Here is a 22,625-nt window from a genome sequence, read left to right as displayed (position 1 = left end):
CCTGAGCAGCCAGTTCTACGGATGCCGCGCGGTAATTGCGCAGATGGTCAAGCAGAATCGCGGCAAGATTATCAACATCGCGTCGGGCTACGGGCTTCGCGGCGGCAAGCACAACTTCATGTACACGTGCGCCAAGGGCGGCGTGATCCAGTTGACGCGCTCGATGGCGGTGACTTACGCGCAGTTCAACATCCAGACCAACTGCATCGTGCCCGGCGTGTTTCCGCACGACGAAGCGGCGATGCAGTTTTTCCAGGGCGGCAAGTTTATTCCCATCGGCCGCGTCGGCCAGGACAGCGAACTCGGCCCGCTGGCGGTGTTCCTCGCGTCGGATGCGTCCAACCATATCAACGGCGAACTGATCGCGATCGACGGCGGCGGACTGGCGGGCGGAATCGCGCCGACCGGAGTGTCGCCGGCGAATACGAACCAGATGGCAGTGGAAAAGTGAAAAGAGAAAAGCAGCGGAGCTGAAAAAAATGGCCTCCTCGAACGCGTCAAATGACTTCTCGCTCCAGGGCAAAGGCGCGCTGGTCGTCGGCGCCGAGCATTCCGTCGGCCGCGCCGCCGCCGTCACGCTAGCCGAGGCCGGCGCCAGGGTCGTGCTCGCGTCGCAGGAACCCGGCACCGACAAGCAACTCAAGGAAGTCGCCAGGCTGGTGAATGCGGCCGGGACCAAGCCCGTGATTCGCGTGCAGGATGCGGCGACGCGCGCCGATCTGTCCGCCACCGCCGACCTCGCCGCGAAGGAGTTCGGCGGATTGCACATCCTCGTCAACGCGCTCGACACGCCGGCCTTTGGGCCGGCCGAGGCCAGCGACGACACGGCGTTCGACAGAATCATGGAGAACAATCTGAAGACGGTGTGGATGTCGTGCCAGGAAGGCGGGCGCGTGATGCTCCGGCAGGGCAGCGGCGTCATCGTCAACATCACTTCGGTGCTCGCGCAACGCGGCGTCCCCAATGCCGCGCTGTACTGCGCGGCGAAGGCTGCGGTCCTGAACCTGACGCGCGCGCTGGCGCTCGAATGGGCGCGCAATGGTATCCGCGTCAACGCGATCGAGGCTGGATGGCTCGACGATGAATCGAGTCCCGCCAACAAGGGCGACGAATTCAGCAAGACGATGCTCAAGTACCTGCCCGACAACCGTCTCGTGAAGCCCGAGGAACTCGGCGGCGCCCTGCTCTACCTGGTGTCGCCCGCGGCCGGCTTCGTGACGGGAGAATCGATCGCGGTGGACGGCGCCATCCGCGCGCGCGTGTAGGATTCGCGACGGCCGCGCCCTATCGCTCCGCGACGGTGAACATGTAATCGCCGCCGTCGTAGGCAAACGATCGAGTCACGGTCGTACAGCGCCATCGGGTTACATCTGCTCGCCGCCAACGGTCAGAACGATCGCGCATTCCTCGAGCGCCTCGATCGAATGCTCGATCGCGCGATCCAGCGCGACAATCATCCCCGGCGTCAGCAGCTGCGTTTTGGCGTTGGCGATGAAATTGATTCGGCCTTCGATCACCTGCACCGTGATCGGCGCGCGCGTGTGATGCTCCTGCAGCTTCGCGCCCTTTTTCAGCATCATCAGCGCCACGTTGATTCCGTCGCCTTTGACCAGCGAGCTGCCGTGGCGATCGCCGCTGGCCCACGCGGGCTCGCGCTTGAGGCGCGCGATTTCGCCGCGGATATCGACGGCGACGAATCCGCCCTGGGCCAAAAAGTTCTCGTGATCGGGATGCCTTGCGTGATGCTTTGCCTGATCGGCCTGCCTTGCGCGATCGGAATCTTTAATTTCTTGCGCCATTTGAGGACCTCCGCGACTAGCGTTCAAACTGCGACGGGCACAATGCTGATTTTTCGGGTGATCGAATAGAGCTGAAAACAGCAATTCATACCATTTGTTGTGGTTTTGAGACGGCTGCCCACCAGGGGTAGTTTCGTTCCGTCAAAATTAATATTCGCTGTAAGCGGGCGTCGCCCAACTTTGAGCAAGCGATGCGAGCACGGGCCATCCTGGCGATTGACCATAGCGTATGCATAGCACGCCGAGTCCGGCGGGGGCAGGCTGAATAGTTCATCCCCAAAATCCGGCATGAACCCGGATTCTCAGGAACAGCGACGACGATGCAATCTGGAGCTAGATCCGGCGGCGGCGCTTGAGGCCGCCCAGAGCCGCGTCGATGATCGCATCGGTGAAGTGCGCGTCGAGCGGCCCATGTCCAATCAGCAAACGAAAATACAGCGGCGCGTAAAGCAGGTCCAACACCGCTTCAATATTGAGATCGCTTCGTAGCTGCCGGCTCGCAATCGCGCGATCCAGGAGAGTCCGGCCGATTTCGCGGCTCTTCATGATGAAATGATTTCGGAAGACCTTGGCAAGTTCACTGTCGTTCTGTGCCGCGGCGATCATCAGGGCGGTGTTGCGGCCGGCTCGGGTCGCGAAGGTTTCGGCGACCTTGCGCAGATGAACCCGCAGCGCCTCGAGCACCCGGCCCCCGCGCGCGGCCGGCGCCAACGGCCTGGTTGATTCCACGAACGCCGCCATCGCAACCGCGGGCGCGTTGGGCCACTGGCGATAGACGGTCGGCTTGCCGACGCCCGCGCGTTCGGCGATCGCTTCCATCGTGACCGCGCCGATCCCGCCCTCGTTGAGCAGCGCCGACGCCGCCGCGAGAATTTTCCTTCGGGTTTTCGGATCGCGCGGGCGGCCGCGCCGCGGGCCGGACCTGGTCTGGGAAGGCATGCTTGACACATCAATTACGTTACGGTACGTATCGTATCACGTCAATTGAAAAAGGCAACCATCATGAAAACTACCAAGCCGCCCAAAGGATCGATGAGCTTGACCCCTCACATGACGGTGAAGGGCGCCGCAAGCGCAATCGCGTTCTACACAAAAGTCTTCGATGCGGTCGAGCGGTATCGGCTCACCGATCCGACCGGCCACATCGGCCATGCGGAACTCAAGATCGGCGACGGCGTAATCTTTCTCAACGACGAGTCTCCGGCTTTCGGCGCGCTTGCGCCGCCGACCATCGGCGGCTCACCCACGCGGCTGCACCTCTACGTGGCGGACGTCGATGCGGTCATGAAAAAGGCCGAAGCGGCGGGCGCAACGGTGCTGCGCCCCGCTGCGGATCAGTTCTACGGCGACCGCTCCGGCATGATCGCCGATCCATTCGGCCATCAATGGTCGCTGGCTACGCGCAAAGAGTCAGTGAGCCCCAAAGAGATGCAGCGCCGCTACGACCAAATGTTCAAGGGGTGACGGCGTTGATTCGGTTCGGGATGCGGAGCGCCATCACTTAACGCCGGGGAAGCTTAGCGTGAAGCCGCCATCGACCATGATGGTCTGCGCGGTCAGATAGCTCGCCGCGGGCAGGCAGATCAGGCACGCGACGGCGGCAATCTCGTCGAGCGCCGGCAGCCGTTTCAGCGCGGAGCGCTCGGCGCATCGGCGCTGAAAATCCTCGTACGAGTAGCCCAGGTAGTTCGCATAGAAGCGCGCCGACTCGGTGTCGATATAACCGACGTTGAGGCCGTTGACCGTGATGCCGCGCGGGCCGAGCTCGAAGGCGAAGTCGCGCACCATGCTCTCCAGCGCGGCCTTGGCGGCGCCAAGCACGCCGTGGCCGGGCAGGTTGCGAATCGAGTCGATCCCCGAAATCATCAGCACGCGCCCGCCCTCGCCCATCACCCGGCTCGCTTCCTGGACCGCGGCGACGAATCCGTTGATGCTCAGCGCAAAGGTGCGGGCGAGATTGTGCGGCTTGGTTTCGAGCAGCGGCTTGAATGCGGTCGCGGCCGCATTGGCGACCAGGATATCGAGCCCGCCCAGCTCCGAGGCGGCGCGCGTCACCATCGCGCGCACCTGCGACTCGTCCTCGAGGTCGGCCTTGATGAGTATCGAGCGCGGCGAGACTGCACGGACCTGGTCGAGCGTCTGCGCGGCGCTCGTTTCGTCGCGGCGGTAGTTCATCGCGACCGTCGCGCCGAGGCGCGCCATCCCGAGCGAGATGGCGCGGCCAAGTCCGCGCGTGCCGCCCGTGACGATCGCAATCTTGCCGTCGAGGTCGCGCATCATTCTTATGAATTCAGATTCGCGTAGAGGATTTGCCGAATATCTTTGCCGATCGATGCGCCATCGGCGCGGATCACTCGGCGGTTGAACCCATCGCGCTCGACGCCCACCGTCAGCTCGGCGTCGGAGGAGTCCGCGGGCGTCGCAAATGCGACCCGTCCGCTCTCCGGCGTTAGCGATTCTGCTATTACGGCGCCGCCACGGCCGTTCAGCGTGACGCGCGCACCGGCAATCGGCGGATGCTCGCCGTCGGGCAGGAAGTCGTTGTCCATCACGGTGACCGCAATGCTGCGCAGATCGCGCGCGCGCACGATCTCGACGCGCAGATCGCGCAGATAAATCATCGGCTCGGCAAACACGCCCTGGATTCCCACCCGCTCCGGTTCGCGCGCCGGGTTCGCCTTGAGCTCGACGCGCTGCGCCGCCATCCCGTGGTCGGAGGTGACGATGAAGAGCGTGGATTCGAGCAAGCCGCGCGCGCGAAACAACTCGAGCACGGCGCCGATTCTTTTGTCGGTGCGACGGAGCGCCTCGCGCAGCCCCTCGTGATGGGGGCCGTAGTCGTGGCCGGCGCCATCGGTGATCACAAACTCGTGCGCGACGAACACGGGAGGGCAGTCGCCGCAATGTTCGAAGAGGTTGATCGCTTGCGCAACGCCGCGGATATCCACGATCTCTTCGCGAGTCATCGTGGGCATCTTGTCCGCCGCCCATCGCGGGCTTATGTCGCCCGACATCTCGATGGTAAGCGCCTTGAGGCGCGCCTTGTCGCCGACGATCCGCCGCTCGAACACGGCATGATCGGCGCCGCGTCCCTGCGGTTCATGGATCGACGCGGTGATCACGCCCGGGCCACCGGCGCGCTTGAAGGCCTCGTAGAGAGTCTCGACATCGGAATTGAGAAAACGCTCGGTCTCGAAGATGTTGCCCTGAATCGGCACGGTCTCGCGATGCTCGCGCAGGTGGAAAGTGGGATTGACGACGTCGTGATGCCCGCACCATGCGCCAGTGAGAATCGTCGAATGGCTGGGCCACGTGATGCTCGGGAAATTGACGATCGACCCGTGCGAGAGCATCGCGCCGCGCGCGACCAGGCCGGCGAGGTTTGGAATCGCGCCGGGATTGGTATCGAGCTGATGGCGCAGCTCCGAATGCGACAGGCCGTCGAGCAGGAACATGTAGGCATTAGTCGGGCGCGCGGGGTTATCGTCGATAATTTCGTGGAGCGGATTGCCGTCCTGGCGCTTCAAGTAAACCTCGGCGGGCGAGCCCGACGCGTCGAGGCCGGCGATTTTCGGCAGTCGCATCAGGCGCGCGATCGTCGGCGCTACATCGACCTGCCGCGCCCCCAGCTTGAAGAGTCCACGGCGGACGCCCGGACCGCTGAAGACCAGCGGCGCGCGGGATTGCACCACGTCGAGCGCGCCGTGCTGCCCCGGCTGGATTCCATAGGCGTAGGCCTTGGGGCTGAGAACGATATCGGGAGCGCGCGGACTGTCGAAGAGCTGGGCGATTCGCTCGTACGCGTAAGGATGGCTCAGCACGTGGGGTTCAAACCACGCGCGATTGGGATCGTCGGTGGAAAAGCCGCTGCGGGCGGCGGCGTCGAGTTCCTCGTCGATGGTGGAAACGATGAATGGATCCTGATTTGCGATCGGGTTTTGGCCAATTTGCTCGACGACTTCGAATGACAGCGCGCCGCGTTCATCGGCGAAGCGTTTGTATCGAATCATCCCGCGCCGCGACCAAACTTCGTACGCGCCGGCGCGCCAGGTGATCACGAGATCGACGTGATCGGCCGCTGGAGTCTCGGCGAGCAGCGCGAGGATGGTCGCGTCGCCGGAATCATACTGATGCGGATCGAGGCCCTGGCCACCGTGGCGCTCAGGTCCATGTTCACGCAGCCGGCCGGATTTGTGATTCATTTGACGGCGATTCTCCCTGTTAAAAACATTGCACCGCGCGACGTGACGCGTGCAAGCCACGTACGGCGCATTACTTAACGCTTCATTCACATTCGCGATCCGGCCGGCGAGATTGCGTGTGCTCGCGAATTCCCGCAATAGTGAAACCCCAAACCGGGAAAGGCAACCAGTATATGGCGCTCAACGAAGAATCGGGATTCGAGTCACGGATCGGAAAAGGCACCAAGGCCTCGGGGAAACTCAACTTTCGCGGCCCGGTGAAAATCGAAGGCGAAGCGGAAGGCGAGATCACCGGCGATGAAGTTGTAATCGCCAGCGGCGCGGTGGTGAGCGCACGGATCTCCGCGGGCAAGGTGACGATCGCGGGCGCGTTCAGCGGAGAAGTCACGGCGCGCGAACGCGTCGAGTTGATGGCGACGGCGCGAGCGCAGTGCACGATCAATACGCCGAGCCTGGTGCTCAACGAGGGCGCGCAATTCGACGGCGATTGCAAGATGCCGGCGAAGAAGCTGGCTGCATAGCAGCGATGTGAAACCCATCCTGGGTTTCACACTTCCTTGGGCAGGGGCTGCAGCCCCTCCACCCGCAGTGAGAAGACGCGAAAATCTGCGCAGCGCATCTTTTCGCGACTACACGATGGGCAGGGCTGAGCCCTGCACCCAGTATCAAGGCCGCCCGCCGTTGGCGGGCGCGGCCCCAATGTTAAGACTTAAGACAAAGATGCGGGACTTCGTCCCCGTTAGAACTTTTTTTGTGTCATCCTGAGCGCAGCGAAGGATCTCGCGCGCGTAAGCGCGTGTCCGCCGGCGCCGGACGCTGGAGCGCCCGTCGAGATTCTTCGCCGCAGCGGCTCAGAATGACACGAGGGTCGTCTTCATTGTTGTGTCATTCTAGAGCGGAAGCTGCTGGAGCGAAGAATCCCGGTTCCTTCCTCAGCGAATCGTCTTCGAGACCAGCACGGTTTCGATGCCGCGGGAATCGCGCCGGCGTATCACCAGTCCCGAGTCGTCGATCTCAATTTCCTCGGAGTCGCCCATCCGCGGTTCGTAAATCCACACGTGTGGATCGTTGCCACGCTGGCGGCACGACTGTTTGCTGGTGGCAGCGACGAGGGTATTCGGATCGATTGCCGCCACCCGTCCGGTCCATCGCGTCTGCCCGCGTTCGCGAATGTGGGCGATGGTCAGCGCGCGAAAGATGACCATGTCGGCATCCACTTCGCCATAACGCCCGAGCTTGGTGGTCAAGTTGTTGCGCCCGCCCATCGCACCGACGTTGCCGCGCAGAAAATTGTCGGCTGATTCGTAGGTGGCATTGCGGGTGAAGGGGCCGCGGCTGTAGCTCACGACTACGCGCCGGATGAGCCCGGCGTCGTCGAGCTCGGCTTCGACTTCGTAAACGTTGGAGCCGCTGGCGGGACGCCGGACGGCGTGGATCCTGCCGGCGGCCAGGGCTTCCTCCTCGACCGCGATCAACTCACCGGCGCATCGGATGTCGTAGCGCAATTCGCCGTCGGCAATCAGCATGCTCGAAAGCTAGCCGCTCGGGTGGGGGCGAACAAGTTTGCCGCACACGCGGTCAATGGGGCATTGTGTCGGTTCGAAGTCCCGGTTCGTTGGCGGCAGGGGCTGGCACATCCAAGAGGAAGCGCTCAAATGAACTGGCAGGAGTATTACCGATCGCGCACAATTTCGGCTGACGAAGCGGCCGCAATGGTAAAGGCGGGGATGCGGGTGAGTTTCCCGCTCGCGGCGGGAACCGTGATGCAGGCCGCGTTGGCGGCGCGCGGCAGGCAGATCGGCGGCGTGGTGGATCTCAGGATGTCGTCGCCGATAATCGACCCGGGATGGCTGGGCGGAGAAGCCGCGGCGCATTTCAGGCTGGAGTTCGAGTTGTTCATCGGCAACCTGGGACGTCCGTCGCATGACAGCCGTGCGGCCACCTACCTGCCCAATTTATTTTCGACCGGCTTCAAGCCGCACGACGAACGGCCGGCCGAAGACAAGCCGATAGATTTCACCTTCGTCAACGTCACCACGCCCAACGCCAAGGGATTCGTCAGCTTCGGGCCGCATCAGTGGAACAAGCGGATGTACGTGCGGCGCGCGCGCCGTGCGATCGCCGAAGTTGACGCGAGCATGACGCGCACTTACGGCGACGTTTACATGCATGTCTCCGAGTTCGACTATTTCGTCGAGGGAACTCCGCCGCCGCCCGACCTGGCGGCTCTCGAACGGGCGCTTGCGGCGATGGACGCGGAAAAGCGCGATGGCATCCGCGCGATCATCGCGGAAGCAGGAGTCGAACGGATCTGGCCGATCGCCCAGTATCTGCAACGCACGCCGGTTTCGGATCTGCGCGTGTTGCTCGGGCTTGCGCAGCCGGCCGAAGAGTTAAAGGCGATAGCGGGATACGTGAGCGAACTCGTCGAAGACGGTGCGACGATTCAGATCGGAATCGGAGAACCCGGATCGCAGATGGCGCGGCTGGGCGCATTCGACGCCAAGCACGACCTGGGGCTGCATACCGAGATGGTCGCGCCGGGAATCGCGCGGCTGGTTGACGCCGGGATCATCAACGGCCGGCGCAAGACGCTTCATCGCGGCAAGGCGGTGGCGGTCGCGTGGACGGGCTCGGATCCGGAAGACTTGCGGATAATCGACGACAACCCGGCCTTCGAGCTTTACGATCCCGAGTACGTGCTCAAGCTCGCGACAGTTTCCTCGAACTACCGGCAGACGTCGATCAACAATGCGCTCAGTATCGATCTGACCGGCCAGATCAACTCGGAGACCGTGCTCGGCGCGCGGATGATGAACGGGACGGGAGGACAGCCGGAAACTCATATCGGTGCGTTTCTATGCCCGGGCGGACGCGCGATTACGCTGCTGCAATCAACCGCAGTGGGCGGTGCGATTTCGCGTATCGTGCCGCAACTCGAAGCCGGCGCATTGGTAACGGTGCCGCGTTATTTCGCTGATACCGTAGTGACCGAATTTGGAATCGCGCGGCTGCTGGGCAAGAACCATCGCGAGCGCGCCGCCGAATTGATCGCGATTGCTCACCCGGACCATCGCGCGGAGCTGAGGGAAGCGGCCAACCGACTATTCGGCTAGACGGTCAAAATGCACGAAAACAGCGCCGATTCAGTGCTGAATAACACAATCAGGCGCGGCATATCCCCCCAAGGCTTGACCTAGGGATGAAAATAGTCCAATAAGGAGGTCTATAGCGCAGTTCAACTTTTATGGTGGCTTATTTGCCAGCATAGGAATGGATAGGCGCACTAAAGAGGAAGTGAAAGGATGGCATCCTCGACCAAGGTGCTGACAGTCAACGAGCTGGCCGAGTATCTGCGGGTACACCGCTCGACGATCTACCGCCTGCTCAAGAAAGGACAGTTGCCAGGTTTCAAGATCGGAAGCGACTGGCGCTTCAACGTCGAGGTAATCGACGAATGGCGGCTGCGCCAGGGAAGCGGCGTGCTGGAAGGGGAAGGGGCCGATTAGCCGGCGGCATCGTAGCGCCGCGACCGCATTTCGCTGAGCTCAAAGTACCCCCGGTTTCGTCTGACCCGATTCGCCGCTGAAGTCAGCGCGATCCTCCGTTCGCGGTTAATTTTCAATTTAAGCTGACATTGAAATGGGGCAAGTTGTCGCGCGCGCACGCGCGTGGCTAGAATCCGAACAACCGAGTTGCCGCGCGCATCGAATTTTCGCGCGCGATGATTCGGGCAGAATCATGCCGACTGACATTTCCGCCAGGACACGACTGTTCACCGAATCCGTAATCCGCGAGATGACGCGGCGCGCGCTCAAGTCCGGTGCGGTAAACCTGGCGCAGGGATTTCCCGACTTTCCCGCCCCGGCCGAAATCAAGCAAGCGGCCAAGCGCGCGATCGACGAGGATTACAATCAGTACGCGATCACCCACGGCTCGCCGAATTTCCGCCGCGCAATCGCGGACAAGGTGCGCAGCTACAACGCCATCGCGTGCGATCCCGACCGCAACATCACGGTAACCTGCGGCGCGACCGAGGCGATGATCGCGACGATGCTGGCGGTGGTCAACCCCGGCGACGAGGTGATCATCTTCGAGCCGTTTTACGAAAACTACGGGCCCGACGTGATCCTGGCCGGTGCGACGCCGCGTTACGTGGCGCTGCGCGATCCGGATTTTTCGATCGATCGCGCCGAGCTGGAAGCTGCATTCGGTCCGCGCACCAAGGCAATCGTGATCAACACTCCGCACAATCCGAGCGGCAAGGTCTTCACGCGTGCCGAGCTCGAAGCGATCGCCTCGCTATGCCTGCGTCACGACACGCTGGCGATCACCGACGAGATTTACGAGCACATCATCTACGGCGGCGCGCGCCATGTATCGCTCGCGAGCTTTGCGGGGATGGCCGAGCGGACGGTGACGATTAGCGGGCTGTCGAAGACCTACTCGATAACCGGATGGCGGCTGGCGTACGCGATCGCCAGCGAAAGAATCACCGCGGCGATTCGCAAGGTGCATGACTTTCTGACGGTGGGCGCACCGCATCCGCTGCAGGAAGCCGGGGCCTTCGCACTGCGGCTGCCGGAATCGTTTTATGCGGAGCTGACCGCGATGTACGAGCGCAAGCGCGGCGCGTTGTACGCGGCGCTCACGGGGGCCGGCCTGGAATGCAGCAAGCCCGACGGCGCGTATTACATCGTCGCGGAGATTGGCGGGCTCGGATTCAAAGACGACTTCGCGGCGGCGGATTTCCTCCTCGATGAAGTCGGCGTCGCCGCGGTGCCCGGTTCAAGCTTTTACCATCGGCCGGAATTGGGGCATCGGAAGATTCGATTCACGTTTTCGAAAAGCGACGAGACGATCGCGGCAGCCGCCGAGCGCCTCAGCCATCTGCAGGAGAAGCTGGCGGCGCGGCCGAAATTGTCAGGACGAGACTAAAGTACGCCGGTTCGAGGCTTGAGAAATCGGGTCAAGAAGCTTTCTTGCCGCCCTGGATGGTGCGCAAGGGCGGGCGCTCGATTCCGCCCGACAGATAAACCAGCATGGTCCACGCGCTGCGCGTGAGCGGGTAGCAGAGCAGCACGCTGCCGGCGGCGATCGCGCTCAGAAAAAACATCTGGACGGCATCGGAGAGTCGCGTGGCGAAGGCGAAAATCGCCCAGCAGATCAGGAACGAGCCGGAGGCCACCGCGAAGTCGAGATACATCGCGCCCAAGGTCTCGCCCGGATCCTTCCAGAACACGACGCCGCATCGCGGGCACTCGCGATTCATCCTGAAGTGCGATCGGAAGATCGCGCCGTCTCGACATACCGGGCATCGGCAATTGAGCACGCACTTGATCAGCGCGGATGGGGAATCGTTCACCACGATCCTGATATAACCGCGCGGCGCGCGTGAGGCCAGCGACTATGTCACGCGAGGATCAGATGCTCCAGTTGAAGCCGAGCTCGGGACCGATCATCTGCACGCGCAGCAAATTGCCCACGCCCGACGAAGTCTGCGTGTACTTCGAGTAGTAGTAGCTCAGGCCGGCAAATGGGGAGAAACCGCGCCAGTCGCGGTTGGAGTAAACGACGCGCCAGTGGGTCTCGAAGCCCGATTGCGAGTCGTAAACCGTCCCGCCCTCGCTGCGGCCGGAGTCCCACTTGTTGGCCCAATAGCCCTGCGCGGTCACCTCGAATGCGACGGTGGGCGCCAGCCATCGCCGCTCCTCGAGCCCGATCGCCGGTATCGGCAGCCCCTTCTCATGGAAGCGGATTCGCGCCTCGAACGGCGAAACCTGGCTGAACTTTGGCGAGCCGTCGTTGATTCGAAAATCGTTATACGTGAATTCGAGTCCGACTTTTACGCGGGTGTCCCATCCCTGGAGAAAGACCGGCAATCCCTGTTCGCGATTCTGATACAGCGGCGTCAGGCGGCGCTCGTAGTATCCACCGAACGTGTACCATCGGTCACCGCCGGGATTCAGGTCCTGGTTCGGGGAGATTATCGTTCCGCCAAACGCCAGCGGCTGAGTTTCATACTTGCTGCCATACAAACCGAAGTACCTGAATTGGAATTGCGCGGCGTTGACGCTGTCGAACCAGTACGAAAGCAGCACCTCGGGAAGTTGCATCTGCGAGACGCCGAGATCGTTCTGCAAGCTAATCGCGCTGTCGGGAAATGAGTTGATCCGGCGCCGCAGCGTGTTGGCGCCGACGAGGAACTGGTAGGTATCTTCGGCTTCGATGTCGAATTGATGTGGTGCGGGCGTGAGGAAGTCGAAATCCGGCTCGCGCAGCGATCCGAAGTCGCTCGCCAAGCAGTTCGTGCTCGCTACCAGCACGGTAACAGCCAAAGCCATTGCCAGTCGAATTAAACGCATGGGTTGGAATGCTGGACTAGTGGCGGACCAATTTCAAGACACGTTCTATTGGGCGGTAGCGGGCTTTGTCTTCTCGTCGAGGGCGGGCGCCGGAGTTCCAGGCGCAGACTGAAATCCGTCGGGCAGGTCTCGCGCTGGCGAAATTCGAATCACAATTATCTGGCCTGAATCCAGTTTGGCGCGAGTGGGACGCGCATAGCCGATTCGCGCGAGCAGGTATTTCCTGGGATAACCCGCGAGCACCTGCTCCTGCAGCGCCTTGTCCTCGACGATCTCCGCGTTGCCGATGAACGCCGGCCCGGTGGGCGAGCCAATCCATATGAGCGCCGGGCTGCCGCGCCTGATTCTTTTGGCCTTCCAGCTGGTCGGCGAGGTTTCGATCAGGACCTGGTTGTCGCCGGTTGGAATGAACCACACCGGCACGGCCCGGCTCTGGTTGCCGTCTTTGCGAACCGTTGCAATATAGATGTAGGTGGACTTGGCAAGCGCGTCGGCGTCGCGAGGTGAAGTAGCAGCGATCGCGGTCGCGGCGGGACTGGCGAGGGCGGCCAGGAGAACGGCAGCGGCCAGGAGACGGGAAAGATTGGCAGCGGAAATTTTCATGAAGCGCTCCATCGTCAATCGCCGAGATAGCGGCGACGCACAAACACTTCTCCCAGGAACAGCATGATCACCAGGGGAATCAGCCACGGATCGGCGCTGCGGCGAAGTGCCACGGTCTGACCGCTATGGCGGACAATTGTCGCGGCGGGCGCGTCGAACGCGCCGTGCGTCGCGGTTGACAGCCGGCGCAGCAGTTCGAGATTGGGCGGCCTGATGCGCAGCTCGGCGCTGTCGGCCGGAATCGATCCGGCGGCGGCGAATTCGCGCTGCTCGACGACTTTTTCGGAATCGCCCGCTTTGAACATCAGCGTCGCGACGTACTTGCCGCGTGGCAGCGGCCCGACTTCGCTCCGATAGATCGAGGCGTCGGCCTCGGTCATCGCAACGTCGATGGCGCGTCCCGGCCCGGTGATCCGGCACACCAGGTTGCTGACGGGAGTGGCATCGGCCCTTTCAGCCTCGACCGTGATCGATCCGTCAGGTGCACCATGGACGCGCATCGTGAACATCCCGGAGTCGCCCTGGCGCATCGTCCAACCCGCCAGCTGCGACCAGAATTCCGCGTAGCGGTTCCATCGAATCCAGCTCAGGCTGGCGAGTGAATCGGGCTCGGCGGCGAAAATCGCGGTGCGCCCGAGTCCATACTGCCACGCGGCGAGCAGCGGCGCAGTTTTGCCGGCGCGCGCGATTTTGAGCGCGACTTGCGCACCGTCCTTGGGCTGGGCGGCGGCGAAAAAATCTATCGGCGGAATCTCCTTGATGCTGATGCCCGACAGCATCGTGGTTGCCTCCCCGGCTTCGACGGTGGTGCGATCCGGCTTGCGCCGGTTCATCGCCTCGCGCGTCAATCCGACCAGCAGCAGCGGCAGCTTCTCGATATCCTGCACGCGATAGAAAACGCCGCCGGTCGCCTGCGCGAAGTCCTGCAGCAAGCGCAGGTTGGCAAGGTCGGGGCCGATGCGGATGGTGGAGACCGGGATGTGCTGGCGGGCGAATTCGGCGATCAGATCGTCGTGGTCCTGATACTGGCGGTTGGTGTCGCCGTCGGTGAGCAGGATCACCTGGCGCACCGGGATGCCGCTTTGCAGAATCTCGCGGCCCGCGATTTCGAGCGCTTCCTTGAAGTCGGTGCCACCGCCGGGTTGCAGGCGGTCGATGCGGTTTTCGAGCTCGCCGCGATCCTCGCCGAGCCGCTGCAGATGCGCGAGCACGTAGGGCTGCGAATCGAACGCGATCACGCCGGCGAAATCAGTATCGTCAAGCTGGCGCAGCAGCGCGATCGCGGCTTGCTTGGCGTAGCGGATTCGCTCGCCGTCGCGCACCGCCGGGTAGCGCGAGTCGTAACTCATCGAGTTCGAGCGATCGATGCACAGGTAAACGGCGATCGGCTCGCGCGACGGCGGCGGCGGTTGCGGCACAAATTTTACCGGCAACGCCTTTTCCAGCTCGCCGCCGGCCAGTTGCTCCTCGCGCAAGGTGTCGCCCGTCGCGACCAGCCCGCCGCCGTAGTCGGCGACGTAGCGATTGAGCGCGTGCTGCGCCGCGGGCGTCAGCGATCCCTCCGGCACATAGTCGAGGATGACCAGCTGATAGGGCAGGTAATCCACCGGGTGTTCGCTCAGGCTGCGGGGCGACACGAAATCAATCGCGTAGTTGCGCAGCTTGAGCGCGGTGACGAGGCTTTCCGGCGGCGTGGCCGAGGCGATCAGAATCCGCGGCGCGCCGGTAACCGAAATCGCCGCCTCGACCCGCGGATTCAACGCCACCCGCGGAGGATCAATCGAGACTTCCGCGCTCATCAGATATGCACCCGCGCGCTCGAGCCGATAGGGTAGCTCGAAGCGGTTCAGCCCCGGCTTCAGCGCAATCGCTTCCACGCCGACTGCGGCGCCGTCGCGGTAGAGCTTGAGCGTGGCGGCGAGCGGAGAGTGTGATTCGCTGTCAACGTCGATTCCGAATGCAAAGCGCTGATCGGCGCGGACCGTGTCGGGGGAATAAAAGTCGGTGACCGCAATTCTCTCGGTCGCCGACGGCGGCGGCGCGGCGGCGAAAATTCGCACACCGTCCTCGAGCATCGCGGGAACCTCCGCCGTCGCGGAATCCTCGGTTTCGTTGCCGTCGCTCAGCAGCACGATTCGCTTGTCCGCTTCCGGCTCGAACAGGCTTTCTGCCGCGGTCAGCGCGCCGGCAATGTTGGTGGCCCCGCCATCGGCGCCGTCGCCGAAATGCCCCAGCAGCCGGGGATCCGTCAGCGGCGCAAGCAGCCGCGCGTCGCGGCCAAAACCGACAATCCCGAGCTGGTCGCCCGGCGCCATCGCGGACTTCAACTGTTCGACCTGGCCGCGCATCCAATCCTGCTGATCGGGCGACACCGAGCGCGACTCATCGAGCGCCACGACCACCGCAACGCTCTGCGCGGCGATACGCCCCGAAATGCGCAGCCCCGCGAGCATCGCGACCAGGGCCACAACGCACAGCGCGCGAAGTGCCGCAGCCGCGGCGCCCGCCAGCCGCGTTCCACCGCGCATCGCGAGAATTCCCGGCGCCACCGCGACCGGCATGAGCACCAGCAGCCACAGCAGATGCGGCCGATCAAACATGGCGCATCCCCCAGCGGCCGGCGTGGCCAATCAGGATCGCGGATTCAATGATCAGGGCCAGCAATGCCAGCGCGACCAGAATGAAAACCAGCGGCTGCACTTCCCCGGCGGATTGCGCATTCGAGCGGCTGGCGCCATTTTCCGCCGGCGCGCCGGCTTGCGCCTGCGATTTCGCGCCAAGGTCGGACTCGGCCGCGTCGTAATAGTTGGCGAACACCTGCGTCGTCTCGCCCCCCGACTCGACGCTGTAGCGCCCGGCCTGCAGCGGACGGATTCGCACGCGCCCCCATTTGTCGGCCGTGACGGTCCGCACGCTTGCGTCGGGCTGGGTGACGCGCGCGGCTCCGGATGCGGGCAGGCTGACGTCGGCGCCGGTCGGCACGATCAAAATATCGCGCGGCGCGGTCAGTTGTTTGATCAGATCAACCGTCAGCACCAGCGCGTCGAGATGATCGGGGGCGAGCAAAAGATGATCGCGGATGTCGAATGCGAGTACGCCGACTGGACCGCCCGCGCCGCGCCCGATCGCGGCCATCGGGATCGACGAATGAGCGGGGCCGGTCGCGGTCGCAATCAAATCCATCCAATCGGGGATCGCGACAATTCGCGTCGCGCCCAGCGCCACGGATTCGATCCCGCGCGCTTCGCCCAGCGCATCGCTGCGAATGTCCGCGCTCGCAATCGTTGCGTTGACGGAGATTCCGATTCCGGCCGCGTACCGCAAGTTCTTCCCAGGTTGCGGCGGATAGATGAGCAGCGTGGACGCCGCCCCGGCCGCGGGCACGTAGCAATCGTGCATCACAGCCAGTTCGAGCGGCTTCGCATTCGCGCCGGATACGCTGGCACCGCCAGGATACCTGGCGGGATCGGCGGTCTCGATCTGAAAATTCGCGTTGACCGCGAGCAGCACGCGCGCGATATCGTCGCGCACCGCGGCGTCGGGCGAGAGGACCAGGACCCGCGCCGCATCATCGGACGGCGCGTACGCGTAGCGGTCGTTGTCCGCGTCGATCGCATCGGAAGTCAGGATTCGCGCGTGCAGCACGCCTCCGGTCTTGAGCGGTCCGAACGGGACGACGAGCTGTTCACGCGGCGCAAGCATCAGGGTCTGATGAAACTCCTCGTGGTTGCCGAGATCGATCGCCAGTTCGCAGGGAGAAGGCCGCGCGGAGAAGTTGTGAATCACGGCGCGGCCACGCGTCGAGCCCGGGATACCGGGATCGAGCGACACGATCGCCAGATTGGAGTCGCCGGAGCCGACCAGGTGGAAATTTACGCGCGCGGTCGATGCGGCGTCGGCCAAAATCGCAGCCGCGAGCGGCCGATCGGCGAACAGTTCGATCTCCGAGGCGCCGCGCGCGCGAATCAGCGCCGCTCGCAGAGCCGCCGTGCGCGCGGGCACCGCCATGGGCGCCAGATCGTCGAGCGCCTTGCGCAGGTCAGCCAGGTTCGCGGTCTGCGGATGGCGCGCCTGCGCCTCGAGTGCGTATGCGATGACGCCGAACTCGTCTCCAGCCGGCGCTTGATTGATTATTTCCATCGCATCCCGGCGGGCCTGGTCCAGTCTCGTGCCGGAGCCTTCGCGCGCACTCATCCCGGCGCCGAGATCGAACACCAGCGCATGGATCCGGCCGTGACCGGGCGTGCGAGGCCTCATCACGTACAATCCCGCGATCGCCAGCGTCAGGGCAGTCAGCGTCGCCATCTCGAGCCAGAACAGCGGCTCGAGCCGGACGTGACGGACGCTCGCAACCGGCGCGGGCACCTCGTCGAAAAGCATCAGGCTCGACACCTCGATGGTCGGACGCGAGCGCGAGCGCAGATAGATCAGCACCAGCAGCGCGAGGCTGAGTCCATAAACGAAGTTCTGCGGATTGAGGAGGCCCACGATTATCTCACAATTCCGAGCCGCGGGAGTTCGCGCTCTATAATGCTTTCCAGATTGCCCGCTCCGAACGCCTGCGCATAAGTAATCGCGTGCATCGTGCAGAGCTCACGTATGCGCGCGGCTATCTTTTCGATCTTGCGCCGGATCGCGGCAGCCGCCGCCGGACCCAGCACGGTCTCGCGCACTTCGCCGGTCTCCGCGTCGCGCACGCGAAACAGTCCTGATGGATACGCGGCGAGGCTCTCCTGCTCGCCCATCACGTGGACAACTTTTACCTCGTGGCGCGCCGCCACCAGCCGCTTGAGCGCGTCTTCGACGTCGCTTTCGTTCACCAGAAAATCCGAGATGACGACCACCGTCCCCGCCGGCCGGCGCTGCAGCAGCAATTGATCGACGGCCGCGCCCAGGCGGGTCTCGCCGCCCGCCTTCACCGACATCACGAACGGCCTGAAATTGAGGTACGACTCGCGGCGGCGATGAAACGGCGTCGCGTCGAGCTTCATCGCCCCACGCTGCATCGCGAACGCGCCGATTCGAACCGCGTCGTTGTCCGCCATCCCGATGTATGCGAGCGACGCGCCGATCGCCAACGCGAGCCCCAGCTTGTCGTCGCGCTCGGGCAATCCCATCGACGCACTCGCATCCACCAGCGCGGTAACCTCGACCTGGCGATCGACGCGGTAGGTTCGCAGCATCAATTCGTCAAACCGCGCGAACGCGTTCCAATCGAGGAAGCGCAAATCGTCGCCGGGCGCGTACGCCTTGAAATTTTCCGGTTCGATTCCGAACCCCTGGATTCTGCCCAGCGCGCGCTGGCCCGCGCGCACGGTGCGGGCGCGCTTGATGCCCAGCACCAGGCGGTCGAGCTTGCGCAAAAATTCCGGCTCGAAAGCGCGTGCTTCGAGCATCGCCGGCTGCCTATGGCTTCCCGGCGCGAACCGACTTGATGACGCGCTCGACAATGTGCGCGGCGTCGATTCCGTCGGACAGCGCGGCGTAGTTGAGTATGATGCGATGGGCGAGCGCGGCGACTGCCACGTGCTCGATATCTTCACGCGCGATATTGGCGCGCCCGTCGAGCAGCGCATGCACCTTGGCGCCCAGGATAAGCGCCTGCGCACCGCGCGGGCTCGAGCCGAACATCACGTAGCGATTGACCATCTCGTCGTGCACGGCCCCGGCTTCCTCGGTCACGAAGCGCGAGTTCTGCGGCTGCGTGGTTCGCACCAGTCGCGCCGCGTAGGTCTCCATCGCCGGCGCCACCATCACTTCGCGCACCAGCCTTTTCAGCGCCTCGATTCGCCCGGGCGCTTCGGTGGCGTGGAAAACCGCCTCGATCCCCGCTTCTTCGGGCCCGGTCGTCGACGCGATGATTTGAGTCAGTTCGCCTTCGCCGGGGTAGTTCAAACGGACTTTGAACATGAAGCGATCGAGTTGCGCCTCCGGCAGCGGATAGGTGCCCTCCATCTCGATCGGATTCAGCGTCGCCATCACGAAGTACGGCGGTTTGAGGCGGTAGGTGGTGCCCGCTACCGTCACCTGCAACTCGGCCATCGCCTCGAGCAGGGCCGACTGGGTCTTGGGCGTCGCGCGGTTGATTTCGTCGCCGAGCAGGATATGGCAAAACACCGGTCCCGGCTGAAAGGTGAACTCGCGCCGCCCGTCGTCGCCCGACAAAATCACGCGCGTGCCGGTAATATCGGCCGGCATCAGATCGACTGTGAATTGAATTCGGTTGAAGCTCAGGTTCAGCGCCAGCCCCAGCGTTTTGACCAGCGTCGTTTTGCCCGTGCCGGGAACGCCTTCGATCAGCACGTGGCCGCCGACGAACAGCGCCGACAGCAACTCCTCGACGGCCTGCTCGTGTCCGACGATCAGCTTGTGGATCTCCGCCTGAATACGCCGGAACGTCCGGGCGAAATCCGCCACGGTTGGCGTTTCCGCCTGCACGCTGCTCATCTTTCGAATACCCGCCTGATAGTAGTTCGATCTTCGGCCGGCACCGCGGCTCGCGCCACCGGCTCGTCCGGCTCCTGGTTCACGCTGAGCGGCGCGCGCACTTTGGGCGCAACGTAGGCGTGACCGGCGCCCTTCGCGCCGTTATCGACGGGTCGCGCTTCGATTGCGATCTCGAAACCCTCGGTGCCGAGCTTCGCCGCCGCAGGCGCGCCGAACAGGCTGTCGGGATCGGCGCCGGTTCCGTGCGCCGCGCCGCCATTGCCGCCATTCTCGCCGCTTTGCTGGGTGCTGCGATCGGTCGGGCTGTTGTCCTGATCGCCGGGGTTATCCTTGCCGGCGTCGGCTTCCGCGCCGTGCTCACCGTAGCCGCCGGGCGACGGCTTGGAAATCGGCTGGCGCGAATCGTCTTCCCTGGGCAGATCGCCCTCGCGGTTGGACTCCGGCTGGTCCTGTTTGAACTGTCCCGCGACGTCGCTGTGCCGATTCTTGGGCGTCTCGGGAGCGCGACGAATTTCTTTTTGATCCTGATCGGCGCCCGCGTCGGCCAGGCGCAGGTTGAGGCGCTGCTTCGAGGCCGCCTGCTGTCCGGTAAGCTTGTTCTGCAAATGCCCGGCCATGCCGCGCGCGCGATTCACCAGCTGGTTGAGCGAATTGCCGCCGGCCTCGCCGTTCGCCGCGCCCTCCCGGGCCAATTTTTCCTCGAGCCGGCGCATGGTCGCGGCGTCTGCCGTGACCGGCATCCCCGATTCATCGCCCGGATCGGCCGGCCGCAGATGCAGGTCGTCCAGATCGACCGTCAGGTCGTCCTGTCCGCTGCCCGATGCGATCGGTGGCGCGTGCTTGATTTTTGAAATCGGGATCGCGAGCATCGCCAGCACGATTGCTCCGGCCAGCGGATAGATCGCGCGCGACACGCGGCGCCGCTCGATCCGCGCGCCCGCGAATTGGTCCTGATAGCCGAGTGTGTCTTCAACCAGGTACGCCCACAGCGAGCCGCGGGCCTGGTGATTCGCGAGCGCGACAATCGTCGAAAGACGCCCTTTCAGCTCGGCCCGATCGTCGGCAACCGCCGCTGCCCGCACCGCGCTGGCGCGCATCCGCCACGCAGCGCCGACTGCGCTCGCGATACCGGCGCAGCCAATAACGGCCAGCGCCAAAGTGCCACCCAGAAAGGCGAGCGGCGACAGCCAGTATGCACCGGCAAAAACTGCGGCGCCGCCCGCGATCGCGATCGCCAGCGTGTAGAAAATCGCGTGCTGGAGTGCCAGCGAGTTGAGTCGCGTGCGGACGGAACCTACCCGGCCGAGGATTCGCCCGAGTTTCTCATCAGCTCGCCGGTCTTGTGAAGGAGACGACATCTGAAGGCGCCAAGCGCGTGAATCGAGGATAGATTAGCCCCGCCAACCAAGCAACGATGAATCTCCGGCCCCACTGCTTCCTGTCCCGGCAGCGCCTAAAACGTCCAGCCGACAATCGATTTCAGAAATATCCCGTGACTTGCGCGAGTCACGCCGATTCCCACGCCGAGGTTGAGCTCGAGTTGCGCAATGAAATCGAAATTCAGCGCGGGTACGATGAAATGCTGTTGCTCCTGCGCCTTTTCCAGCGGCTGAATCGGTCCCATGTCGCCGTAGTATTCCAGCGCCGGCGAAACCCAGTGGTTGAGCGCATAGAGCAGCTCGCCCGACGGCTCGATTTGAACCCCGCGATGGGTCTGCGGACCGTTGAACGGCTTTTCGAACGCGAAGTTCCCCACCAGCCGAAATCCCTTGTAGCTCGCGCCGGCGATCGGCCGCAGTTCGAGCGACAGCGGATTTTCCTCGGCTGCGCGCCGCATGTAATCGAGCTCGATATTGGCGCCGAACTGCACCGGCCACTCGAAGGTCTGCGGGACGGCGAAATGGACCTTCGTGCGCGAGCCCGAATATTCGTAGTCGCCGTTGGAGAGCTTCGCGGTGGCCAAATACTGCCCGACCTCGAGCCAGCTCACGAGCCCGTACGAGCCCTCGAGCGTCTCGTGTACCTGGTGCACGTCCATCTCGCTTTTCGCCAACTGCCCGGTCGCCGTCGAGGTCGTGTTTGAATGCAATTCGAGCGCCAGATGACCGGCCGGCGCGGTATCCGTGTCGTAGATCTCGATTTCATAGAAGTCGATCGCGTGCGACGGACGCGCGACCGCGAGCATCGCAGCGATGCATACAGAGAGCGCGAAAATATGGCGGACGTACTTCGTCACGCGCGTCCCGCAAGAAAATTTGCTAGCGCGATTCCTTGAGTCCGGCGTCGTCGGCCGCTCCCAGAGCGATCGCGGACCAGTCCAGGTCGGCGCGCCCCTTGGCTATCGCCGAGATGAATCGATCGCGCAGCAGGCTCGCCGCCGGCATCGGCGCGTTCGCCGCGGCTGCGGTCTGCAGCACCAGGTCGATATCCTTGAGGCCGAGCGGGAGGCGAAAGCCCGCCGGTGTGAATCGCCCATGTGCTATCGCCGGCCCGTAGCCCTGGTACACCGGCGCCGCAAAGAGCGTTTTGGCCAGCATCTCGAGCGCCGCCGCCGGATCGACGCCGCTCTTGCGCATCATCGCGACCGCCTCGCCCATCGCCTCGAGCGCCGCCGCAATCATGAAGTTGCCCGCGAGCTTCACCACGTTCGCCGCGCCTGGATTGTCGCCAAAATCGAATATGTCCTGCCCCATTGCCTCAAGGATCGGTTTCACCTTGGCCTTCGCGTCGGAGGACCCCGAAGTGCAGACCCACAACCATTTCGCCTGTGCAGAGCTTGGCCGCCCGAACACCGGCGCCGCGACCATCACGCTCCCGCGCATCTCGTGGTATGCGGCAAGCTCCCGCGTGATCGCCGGCGACACCGTACTCATCGAGACATGGATTCCATCGGGCGCAATTCGCTCGGCGAGCGCATCCTCGCCCGTCACCAGCGCCTTGACCGACGCGTCATCCGCGAGCATCGAGACCACGATACCGCCCGGATGCGCGACGTCGCCGGCCCGCTCTGCGCGGCGCGCGCCCTTGGCAATCAGCGGCTCAGCCTTCGACGCGGTGCGGTTGTAGACCGTCAGATGGTATCCGGCGGCGAGCAAATTCGTCGCCATCGGCAGACCCATCGCGCCCAGTCCTACGAACCCGATTTTCTGTGTCATCGGCTGAGCCTACCACTCCCGCTGAATGTCGCAATGAATTCGGCTCGGGCGGCG

22 protein-coding genes are annotated in these 22,625 nt (G+C 63.8%); 7 read left to right on the top strand and 15 right to left on the bottom strand.

The genetic code is table 11. The features are described from left to right. Nucleotides 1-451: SDR family NAD(P)-dependent oxidoreductase (locus ABSB13_RS06575; protein WP_428106674.1), on the top strand; the 451-nt coding region annotated here is incomplete at its 5' end. A 28-nt stretch (nt 452-479) separates the two neighbouring features. Next, nucleotides 480-1,265 (top strand): SDR family NAD(P)-dependent oxidoreductase, encoded by a 786-nt coding sequence (locus ABSB13_RS06570; protein ID WP_428106672.1) that lies wholly within the window; start codon nt 480-482, stop codon nt 1,263-1,265. A gap of 99 nt (nt 1,266-1,364) precedes the next feature. On the opposite strand, the gene ABSB13_RS06565 is transcribed toward ABSB13_RS06570, so the two are convergent. Then, a complete protein-coding gene (locus ABSB13_RS06565) occupies nt 1,365-1,799 on the bottom strand; it encodes a cupin domain-containing protein (protein WP_428106671.1) in 435 nt (144 codons plus the stop codon). Between the two features lie 333 nt (nt 1,800-2,132). After that, on the bottom strand, nt 2,133-2,738 hold the full coding sequence (locus ABSB13_RS06560) for a TetR/AcrR family transcriptional regulator (protein ID WP_428106668.1): 606 nt from the start codon (nt 2,736-2,738) through the stop codon (nt 2,133-2,135). A gap of 63 nt (nt 2,739-2,801) precedes the next feature. Here ABSB13_RS06560 and ABSB13_RS06555 point away from each other — a divergent pair, with 63 nt between their 5' ends. After that, complete coding sequence (locus ABSB13_RS06555; RefSeq protein WP_428106666.1) at nt 2,802-3,263, top strand: VOC family protein; 462 nt, start codon at nt 2,802-2,804, stop codon at nt 3,261-3,263. A 33-nt stretch (nt 3,264-3,296) separates the two neighbouring features. Here ABSB13_RS06555 and ABSB13_RS06550 read toward each other — a convergent pair whose 3' ends face one another. Further along, entirely contained in the window at nt 3,297-4,079 is a 783-nt protein-coding gene (locus tag ABSB13_RS06550; RefSeq protein WP_428106664.1) for an SDR family NAD(P)-dependent oxidoreductase, read from the bottom strand. A 2-nt stretch (nt 4,080-4,081) separates the two neighbouring features. After that, entirely contained in the window at nt 4,082-6,001 is a 1,920-nt protein-coding gene (locus ABSB13_RS06545; protein ID WP_428106661.1) for an alkaline phosphatase family protein, read from the bottom strand. A gap of 173 nt (nt 6,002-6,174) precedes the next feature. On the opposite strand from ABSB13_RS06545, the gene ABSB13_RS06540 reads away from it, so the two are divergent. Continuing rightward, nucleotides 6,175-6,522, top strand: a complete 348-nt coding sequence (locus ABSB13_RS06540) for a bactofilin family protein (protein WP_428106658.1) — start codon at nt 6,175-6,177, stop codon at nt 6,520-6,522. Between the two features lie 411 nt (nt 6,523-6,933). Here ABSB13_RS06540 and ABSB13_RS06535 read toward each other — a convergent pair whose 3' ends face one another. Then, on the bottom strand, nt 6,934-7,527 hold the full coding sequence (locus tag ABSB13_RS06535) for a hypothetical protein (protein WP_428106656.1): 594 nt from the start codon (nt 7,525-7,527) through the stop codon (nt 6,934-6,936). A gap of 129 nt (nt 7,528-7,656) precedes the next feature. Between ABSB13_RS06535 and ABSB13_RS06530 the strand changes: the two genes are divergently transcribed. The 3 genes from ABSB13_RS06530 (at nt 7,657) to ABSB13_RS06520 (ending at nt 10,939) form a co-directional block, all read left to right on the top strand. Next, on the top strand, nt 7,657-9,117 hold the full coding sequence (locus ABSB13_RS06530) for an acetyl-CoA hydrolase/transferase family protein (RefSeq protein ID WP_428106654.1): 1,461 nt from the start codon (nt 7,657-7,659) through the stop codon (nt 9,115-9,117). A 189-nt stretch (nt 9,118-9,306) separates the two neighbouring features. Continuing rightward, complete coding sequence (locus ABSB13_RS06525) at nt 9,307-9,510, top strand: helix-turn-helix domain-containing protein (RefSeq protein WP_424672422.1); 204 nt, start codon at nt 9,307-9,309, stop codon at nt 9,508-9,510. Between the two features lie 232 nt (nt 9,511-9,742). Continuing rightward, a complete protein-coding gene (locus ABSB13_RS06520; protein ID WP_428106651.1) occupies nt 9,743-10,939 on the top strand; it encodes a pyridoxal phosphate-dependent aminotransferase in 1,197 nt (398 codons plus the stop codon). Between the two features lie 31 nt (nt 10,940-10,970). Here the strand turns inward: ABSB13_RS06520 and ABSB13_RS06515 are convergent, their stop codons facing one another. From ABSB13_RS06515 to ABSB13_RS06470, 10 genes are all read right to left on the bottom strand, one after another. Further along, nucleotides 10,971-11,366: a DUF983 domain-containing protein gene (locus tag ABSB13_RS06515; RefSeq protein WP_428106649.1), complete on the bottom strand. Its 396-nt coding sequence runs from the start codon at nt 11,364-11,366 to the stop codon at nt 10,971-10,973. Between the two features lie 58 nt (nt 11,367-11,424). Then, nucleotides 11,425-12,345 carry a hypothetical protein gene (locus ABSB13_RS06510; RefSeq protein ID WP_428106647.1) on the bottom strand — a complete coding sequence of 307 codons (921 nt, stop codon included), beginning with the start codon at nt 12,343-12,345 and terminating at the stop codon, nt 11,425-11,427. A 66-nt stretch (nt 12,346-12,411) separates the two neighbouring features. Continuing rightward, nucleotides 12,412-12,969 (bottom strand): pyridoxamine 5'-phosphate oxidase family protein, encoded by a 558-nt coding sequence (locus ABSB13_RS06505; RefSeq protein ID WP_428106645.1) that lies wholly within the window; start codon nt 12,967-12,969, stop codon nt 12,412-12,414. Nucleotides 12,970-12,983: 14 nt separating this feature from the next. Then, a complete protein-coding gene (locus ABSB13_RS06500; protein ID WP_428106642.1) occupies nt 12,984-15,569 on the bottom strand; it encodes a VWA domain-containing protein in 2,586 nt (861 codons plus the stop codon). Then, nucleotides 15,562-17,457 carry a BatA domain-containing protein gene (locus ABSB13_RS06495; protein ID WP_428106641.1) on the bottom strand — a complete coding sequence of 632 codons (1,896 nt, stop codon included), beginning with the start codon at nt 17,455-17,457 and terminating at the stop codon, nt 15,562-15,564. Before ABSB13_RS06495 ends, ABSB13_RS06500 begins: the two co-directional genes overlap by 8 nt. A 2-nt stretch (nt 17,458-17,459) precedes the next feature. Next, entirely contained in the window at nt 17,460-18,365 is a 906-nt protein-coding gene (locus ABSB13_RS06490) for a DUF58 domain-containing protein (protein WP_428106639.1), read from the bottom strand. Nucleotides 18,366-18,375: 10 nt separating this feature from the next. Beyond that, nucleotides 18,376-19,416, bottom strand: a complete 1,041-nt coding sequence (locus tag ABSB13_RS06485; RefSeq protein WP_428106636.1) for an AAA family ATPase — start codon at nt 19,414-19,416, stop codon at nt 18,376-18,378. Further along, on the bottom strand, nt 19,413-20,774 hold the full coding sequence (locus tag ABSB13_RS06480) for a hypothetical protein (RefSeq protein ID WP_428106634.1): 1,362 nt from the start codon (nt 20,772-20,774) through the stop codon (nt 19,413-19,415). Before ABSB13_RS06480 ends, ABSB13_RS06485 begins: the two co-directional genes overlap by 4 nt. A 95-nt stretch (nt 20,775-20,869) precedes the next feature. Beyond that, nucleotides 20,870-21,652, bottom strand: coding sequence for a hypothetical protein (locus ABSB13_RS06475; RefSeq protein WP_428106633.1), 783 nt, complete (start codon nt 21,650-21,652; stop codon nt 20,870-20,872). Nucleotides 21,653-21,674: 22 nt separating this feature from the next. Beyond that, nucleotides 21,675-22,571 (bottom strand): NAD(P)-dependent oxidoreductase, encoded by an 897-nt coding sequence (locus ABSB13_RS06470; protein WP_428106630.1) that lies wholly within the window; start codon nt 22,569-22,571, stop codon nt 21,675-21,677. Nucleotides 22,572-22,625 lie beyond the last annotated feature (54 nt).

The sequence above is a fragment of the Binatus sp. (SeqCode) genome (assembly GCF_050013435.1).
In the GTDB taxonomy this organism is placed as follows: Bacteria; Desulfobacterota; Binatia; order Binatales; family Binataceae; genus Binatus.
The sequence above is the reverse complement of the archived record's forward strand: the minus strand, read 5'-3'. Positions and strand labels throughout refer to the sequence as shown.

Excerpts from the sequence above, each read along its gene's own strand:
- ABSB13_RS06570 (WP_428106672.1), top strand. The coding sequence starts at position 480 with ATGGCCTCCTCGAACGCGTCAAATGACTTCTCGCTCCAGGGCAAAGGC.
- ABSB13_RS06565 (WP_428106671.1), bottom strand. The coding sequence starts at position 1,799 with ATGGCGCAAGAAATTAAAGATTCCGATCGCGCAAGGCAGGCCGATCAG.
- ABSB13_RS06560 (WP_428106668.1), bottom strand. The coding sequence starts at position 2,738 with ATGCCTTCCCAGACCAGGTCCGGCCCGCGGCGCGGCCGCCCGCGCGAT.
- ABSB13_RS06555 (WP_428106666.1), top strand. The coding sequence starts at position 2,802 with ATGAAAACTACCAAGCCGCCCAAAGGATCGATGAGCTTGACCCCTCAC.
- ABSB13_RS06550 (WP_428106664.1), bottom strand. The coding sequence starts at position 4,079 with ATGATGCGCGACCTCGACGGCAAGATTGCGATCGTCACGGGCGGCACG.
- ABSB13_RS06545 (WP_428106661.1), bottom strand. The coding sequence starts at position 6,001 with ATGAATCACAAATCCGGCCGGCTGCGTGAACATGGACCTGAGCGCCAC.
- ABSB13_RS06540 (WP_428106658.1), top strand. The coding sequence starts at position 6,175 with ATGGCGCTCAACGAAGAATCGGGATTCGAGTCACGGATCGGAAAAGGC.
- ABSB13_RS06535 (WP_428106656.1), bottom strand. The coding sequence starts at position 7,527 with ATGCTGATTGCCGACGGCGAATTGCGCTACGACATCCGATGCGCCGGT.
- ABSB13_RS06530 (WP_428106654.1), top strand. The coding sequence starts at position 7,657 with ATGAACTGGCAGGAGTATTACCGATCGCGCACAATTTCGGCTGACGAA.
- ABSB13_RS06525 (WP_424672422.1), top strand. The coding sequence starts at position 9,307 with ATGGCATCCTCGACCAAGGTGCTGACAGTCAACGAGCTGGCCGAGTAT.
- ABSB13_RS06520 (WP_428106651.1), top strand. The coding sequence starts at position 9,743 with ATGCCGACTGACATTTCCGCCAGGACACGACTGTTCACCGAATCCGTA.
- ABSB13_RS06510 (WP_428106647.1), bottom strand. The coding sequence starts at position 12,345 with ATGGCTTTGGCTGTTACCGTGCTGGTAGCGAGCACGAACTGCTTGGCG.
- ABSB13_RS06505 (WP_428106645.1), bottom strand. The coding sequence starts at position 12,969 with ATGAAAATTTCCGCTGCCAATCTTTCCCGTCTCCTGGCCGCTGCCGTT.
- ABSB13_RS06500 (WP_428106642.1), bottom strand. The coding sequence starts at position 15,569 with ATGTTTGATCGGCCGCATCTGCTGTGGCTGCTGGTGCTCATGCCGGTC.
- ABSB13_RS06490 (WP_428106639.1), bottom strand. The coding sequence starts at position 18,365 with ATGCTCGAAGCACGCGCTTTCGAGCCGGAATTTTTGCGCAAGCTCGAC.
- ABSB13_RS06485 (WP_428106636.1), bottom strand. The coding sequence starts at position 19,416 with ATGAGCAGCGTGCAGGCGGAAACGCCAACCGTGGCGGATTTCGCCCGG.
- ABSB13_RS06480 (WP_428106634.1), bottom strand. The coding sequence starts at position 20,774 with ATGTCGTCTCCTTCACAAGACCGGCGAGCTGATGAGAAACTCGGGCGA.
- ABSB13_RS06470 (WP_428106630.1), bottom strand. The coding sequence starts at position 22,571 with ATGACACAGAAAATCGGGTTCGTAGGACTGGGCGCGATGGGTCTGCCG.